Here is a 17,533-nt window from a genome sequence, read left to right as displayed (position 1 = left end):
CAAAAGGAAAAGTAGAAATATACATTCGTTTTTAGCTTTTTTACTATTCGTATGCTTGTCATTGATGCCTGATCAGGCGCAAGCTCAGAAGGAAAAAACTGTAACGTTGAACGTTCAGAATGAAACAGTAGAGAATGTTTTTGTTCAGTTGGGCAAGCAGACAGGCTTGAAATTCTTTTATGATCAAAATGTTGTGAATACTGCTCCGCGCATATCTATCAAAGTAAAGAATAGTCCCCTACAGACTGTTCTGGACAAGATTACGGAGCAAACCAATTTGTTTTTCAATAGGGATAATAATACAATATCTGTAGGCAAACAAAAAATAGGGAACGATGCCCTGAAGTCGAAGACAAGAACTATAAAGGGAACAGTGGTAGATGAAACCGGTGAATCGGTAATTGGTGCTACTGTAATGGTGAAAGGCACTACTAATGGTGTAACCACTAATCTTGATGGAAATTACACGTTGAATGATGTTCCCGATGGTGCTACTATCTTAATTTCCTATATCGGTTACCAGACTGTTGAACTAAAGTCCGGCAGTAAGGAACTGGCTAAAATTACATTAAAAGAAAACAGCGAATTATTGGATGAGGTTGTAGTCTTGGGATATGGTAATATTCGCCGTAGTGATGTGACGGGATCTATTGCGTCCGTTTCCTCGGAATCTATTTCTAAAGTAGCCTCTGCCTCTGTGGCCGATGCCTTGGCAGGAAAGATGGCAGGTGTACAGATTACTACAACAGATGGTGCATTGGATGCTGAAATCAGTATTCGTGTACGTGGTGGAGGATCAATCACTCAGGACAATTCACCGTTGTTCCTGGTCGACGGCTTTCCGGTTGACGATTTGAGTGGTATTCCGCCTACAGATATCGAGTCTATTGATGTCTTGAAAGAGGCTTCTATGACTGCTGTTTACGGTGCCAGAGGTGCGAATGGCGTAGTCATTGTAACCACGAAGAACCCGAAAATGGGTAAGACCTCGGTTCAGTTCAATAGCTATGTACAGACACGTACACTGGCAGGGAAGTTGCCGGTAATGGACAACTATGAATTTGTGATGGCGGAGTACGAGTACCAGATGATACGTAAAGGATCGGCTGATACCTTTATTAAGAATTTTGGCTATTATGACGATATTGACTTATACAAATATACGGATTCCACCGACTGGCAGGATGAAGTATTGGGAGGCAATCCGATTTCACAATACTATAATCTGACTATCAGCGGTGGTAGTGAAAAGACGAAATTTAATCTAAGTTATAACCGTAATAAAGATGAAGGACAGCTGATAGGTTCCGGTCTGTCACGTAACAATATTATTCTGAAGCTGAACCATGAACTGTTCAGGAACCTGAAACTGGAGACGAATGCCACATATCGCACCCGTACCATTGACGGAGCAGGTACATCGGGAACCAACATTGTCACGGCTCTTCGTTTTCGTCCCACAAACGGACTGACTTCCGGCGCATCCCTTGATCCGGATGATGATGATGAGAACTTGGACGAAGATGGTAATTCCTTAAACCAGAAGTATACACCATTGGAGGAAAATAAGCAGAACTATAGAAAAAGGAAAGAATCTGCAATCAGTCTTAAGGCAGCTTTGGTGTGGGATATGTTTAAAGGAATGCAATTCCGTTCCGAATATGGCATCAGCACAACGGACTCGAATGATGACCAGTTTTATGGAGCTTTATCCGGTACAGCGTCTGCTGCGGGAATGAATAATATGCCTTCGGCTAAGCGTACTAAAACACATAAAGAGTCGTATCGACTGGCAAATACAGTGACCTATCGCAATTTGTTCCGTAAAATCCATAATGTAAACCTGATGCTTGGACAGGAAATAAACCATTCGCAGAATAACAATACTTTTATGAGTGCACGTTATTTCCCGGTTTCCATTACAGCAGAAGCAGCTCTTGAAAACTTTGCATTGGGAACTCCTCATCAGAGTACCAGTTATAAAGCTGCTCCGGACAGAACAGCCTCTTTCTTTGGCCGTGGCTTGTACGACTACAAAAGCCTTTACTATGCCACTTTTACATTTCGTGCAGACGGCTCGACGAAGTTTGCACCCGGTAAACAATGGGGCGTGTTTCCTGCCGGTTCCATAGCTTGGAGGCTTTCCAAAGAGAAATGGATGAAATCGGTCAAGTTTATTTCGGAACTGAAACTGAGAGCAAGTTACGGGTTGGCTGGTAACAACCGTATCAGTGATGATTTGTGGCATAACATCTATCGTGTGTATAGCGGATCGAGCGCTCCGGGTTTCAATAATGAAGAATATAATTACTATCAGTTTGCTGACCAGACTTATTTGTATGATCCTGATTTGAAATGGGAAACTACCATTACACGAAATCTTGGTTTGGATTTCGGTATCTTCAAAAACCGTTTAACCGGTACAGTCGATGTATACTGGAATACAACTAAAGATTTACTGGTGCCGTCAATCATTCCTAATTCATCAGGTTATTCGCGACAGATGACAAATGTAGGCCGGACTTCCAATAGGGGAGTTGAGCTTTCATTGAACGGTAAAATCGTCCAGACAAAGAACTTTAATCTGTCTGCCAGTTTCAATGTGGCCTTTAATAAGAACAAAGTCGATAAGCTTTCTTCCGGTGAGATGGAATGGAAAACAAAAGCTTCCTTGTCCAACTGGTATGGAACCTACAATTATAAAATGGAAGTGGGCAAAAGTATGGGACTCATCTATGGTTTTGTGAATGATGGTTTTTATACGGTTGACGATTTTAATTTTGATGAAACGACGAAGAAGTGGACTTTGAAACCGGGAGTTCCGGATAATTCTTCATTCAGCTCAGGCAACTTTAGCTTTAAACCGGGAGCAATGAAGTTCAAGAAACTGTCTGACTCCGACTCAGACCTGATAACGGAAGAAGACATGACGGTCATTGGAAATACGAATCCGAAAGTAACAGGCGGTTTTGGCCTTTCCGGCAGTTGGAAGAACTTGGATTTTACCGCATTCTTTAATTATATGTGCGATTTTGATGTATTCAACGTCAATAAACTCTATTTGAATTCGGCTGTTCGTCGCAACTATTCCAATCTGTCTACCAATATGAATTTGGCACGCCGTTTCCGCTATGTGGATGATGCCGGTGTCAATGTCTCCAGTGATCCGGTTGCATTGGCCGCATTAAATCAGAATGCCGCCACTTATTCCTGGATGTCCGTTACACAGGGTATCACAATGAGCGATTTGATTGAAGACGGTTCATTCTTGCGTCTGAGTACGCTGACTGTGGGATATACATTTCCGCAACGTTGGTTGAGCCGCCTGGGAGTCAAGAGTCTGCGTCTGTACTTCTCCGGTAGTAACCTGTTCACTTTGACGGGATATAGCGGATATGATCCGGAAGTGAATATACAGAAAGGTTTGACACCGGGTATAGATAATAATGTGACTCCTCGCAGTCGTGTTTATACGCTTGGAATGAATTTGAATTTTTAATACTATAGAATTGAACCATGAGAAAATTTTATATTCCAGTTATCATATTGATGATACTTACATCTTGTGAAGATTACCTGAATGTAAATTCGCCTTCCACTTTTGATAAAGATTATATATTTACCAGTGAATCGGAGATTGCGACTGCCGTCAATGGCATGTACGTGCCTATGGTCAGTGGTAAGGGATGGGTAGGTAACCTGGCCCAGAAAATGCTGTTTAATACGGATGTGGAGTTTACTACGGTCACTACATCGTCCAATTTGAAAGAGAGTGCTTTCGAACCGAGTGCAGGTGATATCAGTTCGTATGGCAGCATCTGGACAGGTATGTATGACGGAGTAAACCGGACGAATGACGTGATAGAAGGTATCGAGCAAAGTCCCTTGTTTGAGGCTGCCGATAAAACCAAACCTTCCCGGGTGATGCACTATTATGGTGAAGCGAAAGTTTTGCGTGCCATGTACTATCTGGAATTAGTGAGAAACTGGGGAGACGTGCCTTATAGGAGGAAACCGGCGGGAAACAAGGATGAACTGTTTATTGGTGCAACCGACCGTGACATTATATTGGCGGATATGATCAATGATCTTATTGAAGTCGAGCCGGTGATGTGGTATGCGGAAGAATCGGACAGGGGAGTGGAAGCTGCTTCAAGAGAGTTTTGTCAGGGATTGATTGCCCGCATGGCATTGTATAGAGGAGGATGGACTCTGCGTCCGGATTACTCGAACCCTGCCGCTATCGGTTCAATGCAGCGCAATGATGACTGGCAGAAATACTATGAGATAGCCGAGAAATATGCAGGTAAAGTGATTAATGAAGGCAAACACTCGCTGAATCGCTCATTCCGTCAGGTTTGGGTGGACGAATGTAGTTGGATTGTTCCGGTGAATGATGATAATATCTTCGATGTACCGGCAAAGGTAGGAGGCTCCGGAGAGTTGGGATATTCCTGGGGGACATACATCGTTTCGCAAAAGAATTCAGAGGGACAGAATGCATCTAATGCTCCGCATGGATATTCTTCGGGAGGTTCCAAACTGGCGCTTACTTATATGCTGTCGTTTGATAATAGGGACTTGCGCCGCGACCTTACGTGCGAGATGTTCCGTTATGAAAATTCAGGAATGACTAATATAGTCCAAAAACCGATAGCTGCCCTTACGGTTTATTGCGGAAAATGGAACCGCCTGTTTATGGCAACTCCTCTGGGTAGTACTTCCAATAAAGGTACTGGAATCAATTACACTTATATGAGATATGCAGACGTACTACTGATGTATGCCGAAGCTGCCAATGAGAATCATAATGGTCCTACACCCCAAGCCAAAGAGGCTCTGAAGAAAGTCCGCAACCGTGCTTTCGCGGCGGAAGATCAGGCGGAGATGGTAGATGCCTATGTCGATAAACTTACTTCAAAAGAAGATTTCTTTGATGCGATTGTTAAAGAGCGCGCATGGGAATTTGGGGGTGAAAAGCATAGAAGATATGATCTGGCGCGTTGGAATCTGTATGGAAAGACCCTCTATAACTTGTATTTTGATTGGATTACGTTAGGAAAAGTTGCCCGTACCAAGCAATATGAGAATACGACCACTGCATTTGAGGAACCGACTTATGATGAACGTTTTGAATCTTATCCGGCAGTTGCTTATTACAAGATGGTCGATGCCGTGAATCCGGCTGCCGTGTGTGTATCACAAATCATAGACTGGTATAAAGAGGGAGGCAAGAACTCTTATGATGAGGCTTTTGAATCCTATCCTTCAAAGGCACCTACGGGATATACACTTATCAATATGTGTAATCAATATTGCACGCAGGTCAAGAATACCTCGAATCCGCGTCAATGGGTTCCTGCCCCTGCTGTCTTGTTTTCTTTTTACGGCTACATCAATGAGTCGAATGCGGCTACAGTGAATCCGGAAACCGATCCGGTCCGCTATCTGGTACCTATACCTCCCGATGCTTTGTCAAGCCATCAGGGACTGTTGAAGAATTATTATGGATATTAAAAAAGAGAGTATGAAAAAGTTATTGATATATTTGATACCTGTATTGGCATTTTGTCTATTGAATATTACTTCATGCAAGGATGATGCGGAAGAGCTGCCCCGCTTGTTCAGGCCTTCCTTTATAGCCTCCTCCTGTTTTGCGGAAGGTAATTCGATTACCCTTGCCTGGAGAACATCCGGAGAAGCGACCTCTTATACGGTGGAACTTTCACATGACCAAACTTTCCAGTCGGAACCCGCTGCAACGCAGACGGTAAACAAAGGTAAGTGCACTTTTACGGGTTTGCGCTATGAGACAGGCTACTATGCCCGGGTAAGAGCAAATAATGAGAGCTTGGATATTATTTCAAACTGGACGGAATATTCTTCCCTTATCACTACTTTGACGCGTGTCATACCCAAGGTGCTTTATGCATTGGATGAACATCAGATAACGGAGAATTCGGCTGTGATAGAATGGAGAGTCTCTCAGCAGAATCCTGTGGACGGTGTTTCTATCTGGCAACAGGAAAATGGAACGGATGAAAAGCATTTTGACTTGTCCGGATCGGAAATAGCTTCAGGCAAGTATGTAATTTCAGGATTGACTCCCCGTACCTTCTACTATGTTGCATTGACCAATAGTAAAGCTCCCGAAGGTGCGGAAAAGTACAACCGGCAGAAATTCACAACAGCCGGTATGCCTTCCGGTGCCGTACTGGTGACGGACGGCATTGACTTACTGTCGAAGATAAAGGAGGGAATGGATGATGACAGCCAATCAAGTTTGATTTTTCAATTGAAAAATGGGGTTGATTATTATCTGTCGGCAAACGGACTTCCCGAAAGTAGCACCGGTGACATCAAACTGACGAAAAGCATTGCATTTTTGGCTAATCCCGGAGATCGCCCTACGCTTTATATACGTAAAGGTGGCTTTATCATTAAACCGGAAGTGAATAAGATTCCTGAAATTGAGTATTTTATTGTTGAGAATGTGAATGTCAAAGAGCCAATCGTGTCCGGGGGAAGTGGCGGCAGCAAAACACGCTTGTTGAATATCGGCAAGCATGATGCCGGAACTGATATCACGATAGATCGTTTTGAAATCCGCAACTCTGATATTGTCCTTCCTTCTACCGTTCTGATGATGAGCGATGCCAGCGAAGGAATGACGACCATCAATCATATCCGGATTGATAATTGTCTGGTTACCGGAATCAATGACACCAAATATGTGACGAAACAATTCGGATTCATACACGCCGTCAATAAAGGCTCCAATGTCTGGAATGATGTTTCTGTAACGAACTCCACCTTCTATGAGTTTTATATCTCACCGGGTGTCTTTGGAGTGCTTACCGCTGATGTGCCGGTTTCATCTAACGCTAAGGTTTCTATCTCGAATTGTACATTTTATAATTGGGCCACAAGCAAGTCTTCGTATACGGCAATTGGTAATTTCTCTAAACTATCTGTAGCATTGCCGCTATCCGTTAATGCCTGTGTGTTTGGATATAGTGCAGGAAAAGCTCTGGTTCCGGGACAAGCCAACCTGACGGGAAAGAATAATTATTGTACCACAGACTTTGAACAAGCGGCCGATACGGGACTGACGTTGATAGATCTGGGTATGTCGGATTCTTCATTTTTCAGGAATGCCAAGGATGGTGACTTTACGATTATCAATACCGAGTCTACGGTTTATAGCCAGGAATATGGTGACCCGCGCTGGATATCGGTTTCCGAATACTAACTTATTGATAAAAAACAGAAAGTGTAAGATTCTGTAAGAGGGCTGTGCTTAGTATGGACGGATTTTGATCCGTTCATACGGGCTGCCTGTTGACTTACACTATTAAAAATAGGAGATTAGAATAATGAGATATGCTACAATTGGAATACTTCTTCTGGCATGGGGGCTGCTAGCCTGCGATGAAAAAGAGGAGGTTTCCGGCCCGTCTGTTCCTTTCCCTGATTATGGAGAAGTACTTGCTTTTCCGGGAGCAGAAGGGTACGGGCGCAATGCGGTAGGCGGAAGACATGGCGAGGTCTATCACGTCAATACGCTTGCCGATTCTGGAAAAGGCTCTTTGCGTGATGCGGTGAGTAAACCCGGAAGAATCATTGTTTTTGATGTTGCGGGAATCATTCGCCTGCAATCCCCGCTTGCTTTTTCCAAGAATCTGACTATTGCTGCACAAACGGCTCCCGGTGACGGAATTGTCGTTTATGGAAATCAGGTCTCTTTTTCCGGGGCCGATAATCTCATTTGCTGCTATCTGCGCATACGGATGGGAGTGAACGGGAAAGACGGCAAAGATGCCGCCGGTGTAGCTTACGGATCGAATATGATTTTTGATCACATGTCGGTTACCTGGGGACGTGATGAATGTTTTTCCATCAATGGAGATCCGAAGAAACCGGGTGATCAGCCCCGGAATATAACTATCCAGAACTCCTTTATAGGGCAAGGCCTGCAACCACATTCTTGCGGAGGACTTATCCAGACTACGGCTGAAAATGGAGTGACCTTATACCGTAACCTGTATATCGATAATAAAACCCGTAATCCGAAAGTGAAAGGTCTGAATCAGTTTGTAAATAATGTGGTTTACAACTGGGGTAACGGTGGTGCTTATATTATGGGGGATACGGAACAGACTTCCGAAGCCGATATCCGGAATAACTATTTCATTGTGGGTGCTACTTTAAATTATGATGGGAAAACGCTGGGTGCCACCGCTCCCTTTACGCGCTATAACGAACATTTCCGTGCCCATTTATCCGGTAACTATTATGATGAAAATAAGGATGGAGTGCTGAATGGCCGCGAACTGACCCGTGAAGATTGTACGAAACGTAAACAAGAGTCTGGCACTGAAGTCGTGATAACTCCTACTTTTCTGGATAAACCGTCGGATGTGCATCCCGCTATCGAAGGCTTGATGACCGCTCGGGATGCTTACGAGTGGATTGTGCAGCATGGCGGAGCTTCATTACCCGCCCGTGACCAGGTAGATAGCTATCTTGTTGGAGAATTAACTTCATTGGGTAAGAAAGGAGGAATCATTCTCACGGAGATGGACCTGCCTACACAAGGTCCCGGTGAAATAAAGTCGGGAACCAAACCGCTGGATACGGATAATGATGGTATGCCCGATGACTTTGAAGATACATACGGACTTGATAAAAATGATCCGTCCGACGCTATGAAGATAGCTTCCAACGGATATACTAATATTGAAAACTACATATTCCTGATAAACAAATGAAAAAGATATATACTTATTTAATCCTCTCATTCGTCCTGTTGTGCAGCACTTCATTGATTGCGCAGACCAATGAGAAAGCCAGAGAAACTGCCGTAATGATTGCCGACCGCATTCTGAAGTCAACAACTTATGATTTTGTAGATAAGAAAAGTGGCAAGACTTACACATCGCTCAAAAACGTACCTTTGAATAAGAATGTGAAAGTACAAAGTAAATATCTGGATTGGCATTATACAAACGGAGTCACCAACATAGCCCTGATGGAGTTGGGAGATAAATTAGGTACTTCGAGGTACGAGAACTATGTTTTGAAGAATATGAATTTCATTTTCGAAGATGCAAACCAGAACTACTTCCATCGCTTGTATGACCAAACGCTGAAGCAGGAAGGTTGGAGAGCCGTGAATAATGTGAATTGGCACATGATTTACCGGAATAAACGTCTGGATGATAATGGTCCTATGGGCGCCAGTCTGATTGTGCTCAACCGCCGTCATCCGGAACAGGCTTTCCAGAAGTATATCGACCAGACTGATCATCACCTGATGGTGTCCGAACCTCGTCTTGCCGATGGCACTATTGCCCGGTTATGGCCGCATGTCAATACCATTTGGGCAGATGATGCCTTTATGGCTCTTTCTTTTCTGGTCAGAATGGGAGAGGCGACAGGTGATGCCAAATACTTTGATGATGCAGCCAATCAGATACTGAACTATACCCGCTACCTGTGGTGTCCCGAAAAAGGACTGTATTATCATTGCTATCACACGGATAACAAAGCGCATGGCGTTGCCCATTGGTCCAGGGCAAACGGATGGGTTTTCATGGCTACTGCCGATTTGCTGGCACGAATGCCCGCCGACCATCCGATGCGTGAAGATGTCATCCGGAACTTCCGTATGCAGGCGGATGGACTGATTCGTTATCAGGGTGCGAACGGATTGTGGCATCAGCTTCTGGATAAGGAAGATTCCTATGAAGAAATCACGGGAACCGCTATGTTCGTCTTCGGCATTGCCAGAGGGGTGAAACAAGGGTGGCTGCATCCCGACTATATCTATGTGGCATGGGAAGGGTTGAAAGGCATGTTCACCAAGATTACTCCGGAGGGTGATGTAACGGCTATCTGTGCAGGTACAGGCATAATGCCCGCTTTGTCATTCTATTATAATCGTCCCCAGTGGAAGAATGATCCGATGGGAGAGGGCCCCGTGCTGAGGGCATTGGTAGAAATGATAGACGCGCCTAAGTATACGGAAATCAAGGCCGAACAGCAATACGATAAAATCGAGTGATTTCTTGATATTACAGGAATATTACAGATTTATTACAGAATCTTTCTTTAGCTTTGCACCTTCTAAGAAAATAAGTTGAAGTAAACCTTTGAGGATAATATGCTAAAGAAAGATTCTGTATTACGGGGATTCGTCATTTTATGTGTAGGACTGCTTGTCTTCTGTCTGCCTCCTTTGCAGGCGCAGGACAGTGATTTCGTGACTTGGAACAAGATGAAAGCCCGGCACGATGTATCCCCCAGAGTAGAACTTTACGGAGATGTCGAGATGCGTACCCGTGACGCACTGGATGAGATAGACCGTTGGGGCTTCGGTGTAGGTACTTCTGTTCTTCTTCTTCCGTTTCTAAAAGCTGAGGGCGGTTACGAATACCACTACCGCAACCGTGGTGAAGACGGCTGGAAATCCCGGCACCGTTACCATGCAGGCGTCTCTTTCACTCTCAAAAAACGACAATGGACGTTCACCTTGCGCGAACGTTTCCAACATACTTTCGACGGACGCGGAGCGGATGAGTTCCGTCTCCGCACCCGCCTGAAAGCTGCATATAAGGTAACCACATGGTCACCGTATGTTTCTTTAGAGCAATATCACGGTCTGGGCAAAGATGAATGGTTCCATGCCTCCCGCTTCCGTGCCGGTGGTGGGGTGGAAGCTAAACTGTCATCCTCCTGGTCGGCAGATGTTTTCTATTGCTACCAGCACGAGAGTGATCTGGATAGGCATATTTTGGGGTGGGAGTTGATTTACCGGTTCTGATTGCTTTTGCTACCACTATTTATTTGTCCCCATCTAGGTCCATTTGTGCCAGATATGTTCCAAAAGTAATGCTCCGGCGGAAGATGTGAAACGTGATTATGGGAAATATCTGGATAAGGTGGTTTTCATGCCGAAAGTTAATTTGGATGAAGAAGATGCCATTCAGAAGTTAAATGATTATCCTTCGGGTATTGAAACCGGCGGTTATTGAATTTAAGTTCGCCCATGATACCAATCCGTTACCTTACGAAGTGAAGAAGATAATGGCCGGGAAGTCCCATATCTGGTATAATACCTTGTGGGATACACATGCGGGCGGACATGATGACGATTGTTCACTGGCCAATCGGGATAAAGGTTACGGATATCTGATAGATAATCTAGGTGCAACGATCTTACAGACAGATCGTCCGGCATACCTGATTGATTATTTGAAACATAAATCGAAAGTAATGGATTGTAAACGCGATTGGACATACCTACAGTCAGAAAATGAATATCAAGCACCTTTTATTCCTCATTTTACGGTTGAGGAATGTTTCCTAAAAAGCAAGAAGAGCCCGCAGACCAATGAGGATGGCATTATTGTTACACCTTACTTTGCAGCAGTGATTGACGGGGCTACGATGAAAGATTTGGAGTCTCACGATCCGGGGCGGGAATTTATCTATCCTTTTCTGCAGAAGCAGGCTGTTTTGCAGAATTGTCTGCTAGAAGACCAGCGGTTTGCCTTTCCTGTGTTTGATAGCTTTCCCGTGCGGATGAAGCAGGTGAATATTTTTCCTGTGGGTGATGCGGAAGAAGTGGTATTGTCTTCTGACGGTTATCCTCATTTGTATTCCACTTTGCATGAATCGGAATGTTATCTTGCTGATATTTTGGAGAAAGATCCTTTGTGTATGCGATTGTATAAGAGTACAAAAGGAGTGCAAAAAGGTAATTGTTCTTTTGATGACCGTGCTTATCTGAGGATAAAAATAAAGAAATAAATATTATATTAGTTATGGAACTTGAAGAATTACGCGATGCACTGAAAATTGTTAATGCTCGCGAGTATGCTCTTATTGAAGAGTCGCTGGTATCGTATACGAAGTGGGTACAGGCAGGGGAGTTGTTGGAAGAATAAAGGGGAAAAGGCGGAGTAATCCGCCTTTTTGCTAACTTTGCAAAAAACATTGCATACCTTTATAGACATATAAAGGCAGCATCAAAAAAACATTTATGGCGGCATTAAAGGAAAAAGGGCTAATCAAACGTGTCGGCTCTAACAAATCAGGACATTGGGAGTTGAGAGGGACATAAATAGGTAATGCTGAATCATTGAGAATTCTTCAAAATCAGTAAGCGAATAAAAAACAATCCCTTTTTCATTTTGTATTGGAACAAAATTTTAATAGGTTTGCAAAACCTAATTATTCACTTCTAACAATCTTTGTTCCTTAAAATATAAGCATGGAAAAGAATATGACTGATTTTTCAGATGATAGCTATTTATTGGAGGAGATAAAACGGGGAAACGAAGAAGCATTCGTTTATCTGTTTAAAAATTACTTTCCGCGTTTGCGTGGATATGCTGTTCGCTTTATTGAAGATGAAGAAATCGTTAGGGATATTATTCAGGAATGTTTTCTGAAGTTCTGGGAGAAGAGAGACTTACTTTCGTCGGTCTCCATAACTTCTTTGCTGTTTGCAATGGTGCGCAACGGATGCCTGAACTACCTGAAACACGTATCCATTGTAGAGAAGCACCGGATTGAGTACCTGGCATCCATTGACGGGGAAGAACGGCTTTACTATACCGACTTCACCTTTGATGCAGACAATAAACTTCTCTATGATGAATTGCAGGAGCAAATCAAGCTCGTCATAGGTCAGCTGCCTGACCGTTGCCGCGAAGTCTTCCTGCTGAGTCGGTTCACACATCTCAAGAACAGGGAAATAGCCGATAAACTACAAATATCCACTACAGCCGTGGAGAAACATATTTCTAAAGCCCTTGCCCTTTTTGAACGTCACTTCAAGGATAAGTATCCGGTAGACATTTATATAATGGTCTTAGCTTGGGTGATTATGAACGAATAAATAGAATAACCAGGAAGAGAAAAAGTAGAAAACTGATAATTTTCTGCTTTTTTCTTTTTCCGGGGTTGGGTAGAATTAAAATTAGTTGTTACATCCTATAGAAAGAGAATTTATGAAAACAGAAACAAACATTCACGAATTGGCGATCCGCTACTTTGAAGGACAAATTTCAAAGGCAGAAGAGAAACTCTTGTTCAACTATATTGAGCAAGCGGAGGAAAACCGCCTGCGGTTTCGTCAGTGGGAAAAAGAATGGAAGGTTACTAATGAAGGAGACGAACAGACCATGCAAGAATGGCAACGTTTGCAACGCCGCCTTCGCACGCAAGAGGCTATTATGCCGATGTTGCCTCGTCGTAATTTCAGCTTCTGGCGCAGGGTGGCTGCCGTAGCTGCCATTGTGGTGCTTACCGCCGGGGCTACGTTGGGCGTTTGGAACATTGCTTCCTTATCTACTACCGAAGATTATTTCGTATTCGAAGCTCCCTACGGAGAAAAGAGTAAGATGACTTTGACAGATGGTACAGTGGTATGGCTGAATGCCGGTTCCATATTGAAGTATTCGGATAAGTTCAACGAGCGGAATCGTAAAGTGATACTTAGCGGTGAGGCTTATTTTGAAGTTACGAAGAAGGAAAAGGCCGAATTCACGGTACAGACCTGCGGATATGATGTAGTAGTAAAAGGAACTAAATTCGATGTTTCCGCCTATCCTGAAGACTCAGTTGTCACTACGGCACTGATGGAAGGAATTGTAGAAATCCATCGTGGGGAACAGCGAATAGAGATGATACCCGGTGAATTTGTAAAGTTGGATATGGCTACCGGAAAAATCACACGTACCCGTAATGATGTGAAGCAATGGAAAGCCTGGTCGGAGAATCGAATTGAATTTGAGGATATTACGTTGAAAGAGTTGGTAGCGAAGTTATCTCGCCAGTATGACGTCAATATCAGTCTGGAATCGGAACAGGTAGGTGCCAAACGCTTCCGTATTTCATTAAGAAACCGTGAGACGATAGGAGAGGTGATGGCTGCTTTGCAGGAGATCATCCCGATAACCGTCGAACGTAGAGGAAAGGATATATATATCAGAGAATAAAATCAATTTTGTAACAACTAATTAAATCAAGAAAAAGCTATGAACAACCGAAAATCAATTCTATGCTTATTCCTTTTGTTCTTGCTCAGCTTTGGTGCATTGTCAGTAAATGCCCAGACAGTCAGCAAAGTTTTTAGGGAACAAACATTGAAAACTGTATTGAAGGAAATAGAGAGTCAAACAGGGCTGTCCATTATCTATCAGAAAGATGAGATAAACGAGAATAAAAAGGTTAATGCGACTTTTGAAAATACTCCCGTCGTAGAGGCATTGTCATCTATCCTTGACAAATCATTGGAAGTGAATCTTAAGAATAAGATGATTGTGATTTCTCTCAAAAAGCTAATGCCAGGTGATGACAAAACAAAAGTAAGATCAATTAACGGAAAGATTCTTGATGAAAACGGTGAACCGGTGATTGGGGCGAGTGTGGTAATACAAGGAACGACATTGGGGGCAATTACAAACATTGACGGTGAATATACTTTAGCTAATGTTCCGGAAAATGCAGAAGTAACCATTTCATTCATTGGCTATCAGACATTGACATTTAATGCTAATGACAAAGCCTTGCAAAATGTCACTTTGAAGGAAGATAGTGAAATGTTGGATGAAGTCGTAGTGGTGGGATACGGTGTACAACGTAAACGCGATGTAACCACTTCTATCTCCTCAATGAAAGCGAGCGAACTGGCTGTTCCGGTTTCCAGTGTGGATCAAGCTCTTGTCGGTAAGATGACCGGTGTGCAGGTTTCACAACCGAATGGTATTCCGGGGGGAGGATTATCTATTAAGGTAAGAGGTAGTGGTAGTATTACTGCCGGTACGGAACCGTTGTATGTGGTAGATGGTTTCCCCATGTCCGGTGAAGCAGGAAATGGTACAGGACAAAATGTATCTCCTTTGAGTTCCATTAATATGAATGACATTGAGTCCATTGAAGTTTTGAAAGATGCTTCAGCGGCAGCCATTTATGGATCAAGAGGTGCAAATGGTGTAGTCATTATTACCACTAAGCAAGGTAAGGAAGGAAAAGATATGAAGCCTACTGTGCAATATGATGGATATGTAGGTTTCCAGCAGCGTACTAAAAAAATAGATATGCTGGATGCGTATGAATATGCTTGGCTCTCCTATGACGGACACAACAATGCGTATCTTGATTTGCTGGAAAGTAAAGGTATTGAAGGTAGCATCAATGATTCTAATGAAGTTCGTAACCAGAAGTTGGGAAAGAAACCGGATGTTATCAATCAGGCTTATTTGCTACCTCCCGAAATAATGCCATATATCAATGGTGAAACCGGACTGACGAATACGGATTGGCAAGACGAGGTTATGAGAACAGGAATTGTCACAAGCCATAATCTTTCTTTGTCCGGAGGAAACAAAGCTGCCAGATATTTTATTTCCGGTAATTACATGAAAGAGCAGGGTATTGTTATCGGTTCGGATTTTGAACAGATGGGAGCCAGAGGAAAAGTCGATGCTAATTATAAGAAATTCACCTTCGGGACTAATCTGTCTTTTAATTATTCAGTGTACAACATTGTTCCTACCGAGGACAGATATAAAGAAGAGACAATCGTTGCTTCTGCTTTGGCCATGTCACCTACTATGCCGGTGTACAATGCCGACGGTTCTTATAATTTCGATCAATGGAACTGGCAGTATAAGCATCCGCAGATTGTAAATCCTGTAGCTTTGGCAAACGAAAAGGAAGATCAGATGAAACGTTACCGTTTTATGGGAAATGTCTATGGTGAATATGAACTCTATAAGAATCTGAAATTCAAGACAAGTTTCGGTGTGGATTTCAACAGCTACAGCCGTTCTTATTACAGACCTTCCACTTTGCCTACTTCTTTAGACAGACTTCCGCCTTCAGTGCCGGAAGGGTCGAAGCGTGATAAGAATATGTTGAACTGGGTATGGGAAAATACATTGTCATATACTACAGTCATTAAGGATGTACATAATTTGTCTGCCATAGCCGGATGGACTGCACAGAAAGAATCTGTGAACACTTCATTGCTGGCCGGTAATGGTTATCCTAATGACTTGGTACATACCATGAATGCAGCATCTGCTATTACAAGCTGGAGTGCAACCGCTTACGAATGGTCGTTGTTATCGGCATTGGCACGTGTGCAATATTCATATAAGGGCAAATATTTATTATCAGCTGCTGCTCGTATGGATGGATCTTCCCGTTTTGGAAAGAATAACCGCTGGGGTATGTTTCCGTCAGCTTCTGCCGGATGGTATATCAGTGAAGAAGATTTTATGAAAGATATAAAATGGCTTACTTCCTTAAAATTGCGTGCGAGCTACGGTATCAGTGGTAATTTCAATATTGGAAATTACGAGTATTACGCCACGTTATCGGAAGACAATTATGTGTTTGGAAAAGCTGATGGCACTTTGGCCAGCGGTTTACGTCCTGCAACAGCTGGAAATCCTGATTTAGGTTGGGAGAAGACTGCTATGTTCAATCTGGGGCTGGAAATAGGACTGTTCAATATGTTGACTTTAGAACTGGATTTATATAACAGTAATACAACGGATATGCTACTGAATGTACCGGTTGCCGAGTTTTCCGGTTTCAGTACAGTGCCTATGAATATCGGAAAAGTTAATAATAAGGGTGTTGAATTCGCTATTTCTACTACAAATTCTTGGGGAGATTTTACATGGAACAATCGCTTTAATATTTCTGCCAACCGGAATGAAGTGAAAGACCTCGGTGGTGTTGATGAAATGATAACTACTTCCGAGAGTGTGACTTTCATTACTAAAGTCGGAGAGCCTATCGGTAACTATTATACCTTGGTTACGGATGGTGTATTCGCTAATCAGGCAGAGATTGATAACTCGAAGAATCCGGATAAGAGCCAACGTAAATATGCTTATGTCAGTGGTGCGAAACCGGGAGACTTCCGTTTCAAAGATATGGACGGTAATATGGAGATTGACGAGAACGACCGTACTATTACAGGAAATTACATGCCGAAGTTCACGTATGGTTTCTCTACAGAGTTGAAATATAAGTGGTTTGATCTCTCTATTGCCCTGCAAGGTGTACAAGGGAATAAGATTGCCAATATATTCCGTCGTTACATTGATAATATGGAAGGAGGAAATAACTGTCAGGTCGATGCTTTGGACCGCTGGCAATCAGAAAGTAATCCGGGTAGCGGCTATGTAGTTCGTGCAAACAGAAGTGCAACGGGTATGAATGGTACTACTTCTACCTGGCATATTGAAGATGGTTCTTATATGAGAATTAAGAATATCACTTTTGGATATACGCTGCCTAAATCATTGCTTACCAATGTAGGAATCAGCCGGGCAAGAGTTTATTTCTCTACTCAGAATCCTTTCACTTTTACCAAATATAGCGGATACAATCCGGAAGTGAATATGAAAGGCGGTTCACTGACTCCTGGTATCGATTATGGTACATATCCTCTGTCTAAATCATTTGTATTCGGATTAAACGTAACTTTTTAAATAATCAAGAT

Annotated in this window: 10 protein-coding genes and 1 pseudogene; all 11 read left to right on the top strand. The window is 43.0% G+C overall.

What is annotated here, in order from left to right:
- The first annotated feature begins 106 nt into the window (after nt 1-106).
- The 11 genes and pseudogenes from VYM24_RS22825 (at nt 107) to VYM24_RS22775 (ending at nt 17,522) form a co-directional block, all read left to right on the top strand.
- Nucleotides 107-3,499 (top strand): TonB-dependent receptor, encoded by a 3,393-nt coding sequence (locus tag VYM24_RS22825; RefSeq protein WP_330940998.1) that lies wholly within the window; start codon nt 107-109, stop codon nt 3,497-3,499.
- A gap of 17 nt (nt 3,500-3,516) precedes the next feature.
- Nucleotides 3,517-5,517, top strand: a complete 2,001-nt coding sequence (locus VYM24_RS22820; protein ID WP_330940997.1) for a RagB/SusD family nutrient uptake outer membrane protein — start codon at nt 3,517-3,519, stop codon at nt 5,515-5,517.
- A gap of 10 nt (nt 5,518-5,527) precedes the next feature.
- On the top strand, nt 5,528-7,252 hold the full coding sequence (locus VYM24_RS22815) for a fibronectin type III domain-containing protein (protein ID WP_299092278.1): 1,725 nt from the start codon (nt 5,528-5,530) through the stop codon (nt 7,250-7,252).
- 124 nt (nt 7,253-7,376) lie between these two features.
- Nucleotides 7,377-8,771 (top strand): pectate lyase, encoded by a 1,395-nt coding sequence (locus VYM24_RS22810; protein WP_330940996.1) that lies wholly within the window; start codon nt 7,377-7,379, stop codon nt 8,769-8,771.
- Nucleotides 8,768-10,066: a glycoside hydrolase family 88/105 protein gene (locus tag VYM24_RS22805; protein ID WP_291552248.1), complete on the top strand. Its 1,299-nt coding sequence runs from the start codon at nt 8,768-8,770 to the stop codon at nt 10,064-10,066. The genes VYM24_RS22810 and VYM24_RS22805 overlap by 4 nt, the downstream gene beginning before the upstream one ends.
- Before the next feature lie 99 nt (nt 10,067-10,165).
- A complete protein-coding gene (locus VYM24_RS22800) occupies nt 10,166-10,825 on the top strand; it encodes a DUF2490 domain-containing protein (RefSeq protein ID WP_330940995.1) in 660 nt (219 codons plus the stop codon).
- 52 nt (nt 10,826-10,877) lie between these two features.
- Nucleotides 10,878-11,814, top strand: a pseudogene (locus tag VYM24_RS22795) (DUF4996 domain-containing protein); the annotation flags it as partial.
- 14 nt (nt 11,815-11,828) lie between these two features.
- Entirely contained in the window at nt 11,829-11,951 is a 123-nt protein-coding gene (locus VYM24_RS22790; protein ID WP_299092316.1) for a hypothetical protein, read from the top strand.
- A 338-nt stretch (nt 11,952-12,289) separates the two neighbouring features.
- The gene (locus VYM24_RS22785) at nt 12,290-12,907 is read left to right on the top strand and encodes an RNA polymerase sigma-70 factor (RefSeq protein ID WP_299092318.1); all 618 of its coding nucleotides are present in this window, start codon (nt 12,290-12,292) and stop codon (nt 12,905-12,907) included.
- Between the two features lie 112 nt (nt 12,908-13,019).
- On the top strand, nt 13,020-14,009 hold the full coding sequence (locus VYM24_RS22780) for a FecR family protein (RefSeq protein WP_330940994.1): 990 nt from the start codon (nt 13,020-13,022) through the stop codon (nt 14,007-14,009).
- A gap of 39 nt (nt 14,010-14,048) precedes the next feature.
- A complete protein-coding gene (locus VYM24_RS22775; RefSeq protein WP_330940993.1) occupies nt 14,049-17,522 on the top strand; it encodes a SusC/RagA family TonB-linked outer membrane protein in 3,474 nt (1,157 codons plus the stop codon).
- Nucleotides 17,523-17,533 lie beyond the last annotated feature (11 nt).

Source organism: Bacteroides sp. MSB163 (genome assembly GCF_036416795.1).
Classification (GTDB): Bacteria; Bacteroidota; Bacteroidia; order Bacteroidales; family Bacteroidaceae; genus Bacteroides; species Bacteroides maternus.
This window is presented reverse-complemented; position numbering and strand designations above follow the sequence as displayed.

Coding starts and splice junctions, on each gene's coding strand:
- VYM24_RS22820 (WP_330940997.1), top strand. CDS start 3,517: ATGAGAAAATTTTATATTCCAGTTATCATATTGATGATACTTACATCT.
- VYM24_RS22815 (WP_299092278.1), top strand. CDS start 5,528: ATGAAAAAGTTATTGATATATTTGATACCTGTATTGGCATTTTGTCTA.
- VYM24_RS22810 (WP_330940996.1), top strand. CDS start 7,377: ATGAGATATGCTACAATTGGAATACTTCTTCTGGCATGGGGGCTGCTA.
- VYM24_RS22805 (WP_291552248.1), top strand. CDS start 8,768: ATGAAAAAGATATATACTTATTTAATCCTCTCATTCGTCCTGTTGTGC.
- VYM24_RS22800 (WP_330940995.1), top strand. CDS start 10,166: ATGCTAAAGAAAGATTCTGTATTACGGGGATTCGTCATTTTATGTGTA.
- VYM24_RS22790 (WP_299092316.1), top strand. CDS start 11,829: ATGGAACTTGAAGAATTACGCGATGCACTGAAAATTGTTAATGCTCGC.
- VYM24_RS22785 (WP_299092318.1), top strand. CDS start 12,290: ATGACTGATTTTTCAGATGATAGCTATTTATTGGAGGAGATAAAACGG.
- VYM24_RS22780 (WP_330940994.1), top strand. CDS start 13,020: ATGAAAACAGAAACAAACATTCACGAATTGGCGATCCGCTACTTTGAA.
- VYM24_RS22775 (WP_330940993.1), top strand. CDS start 14,049: ATGAACAACCGAAAATCAATTCTATGCTTATTCCTTTTGTTCTTGCTC.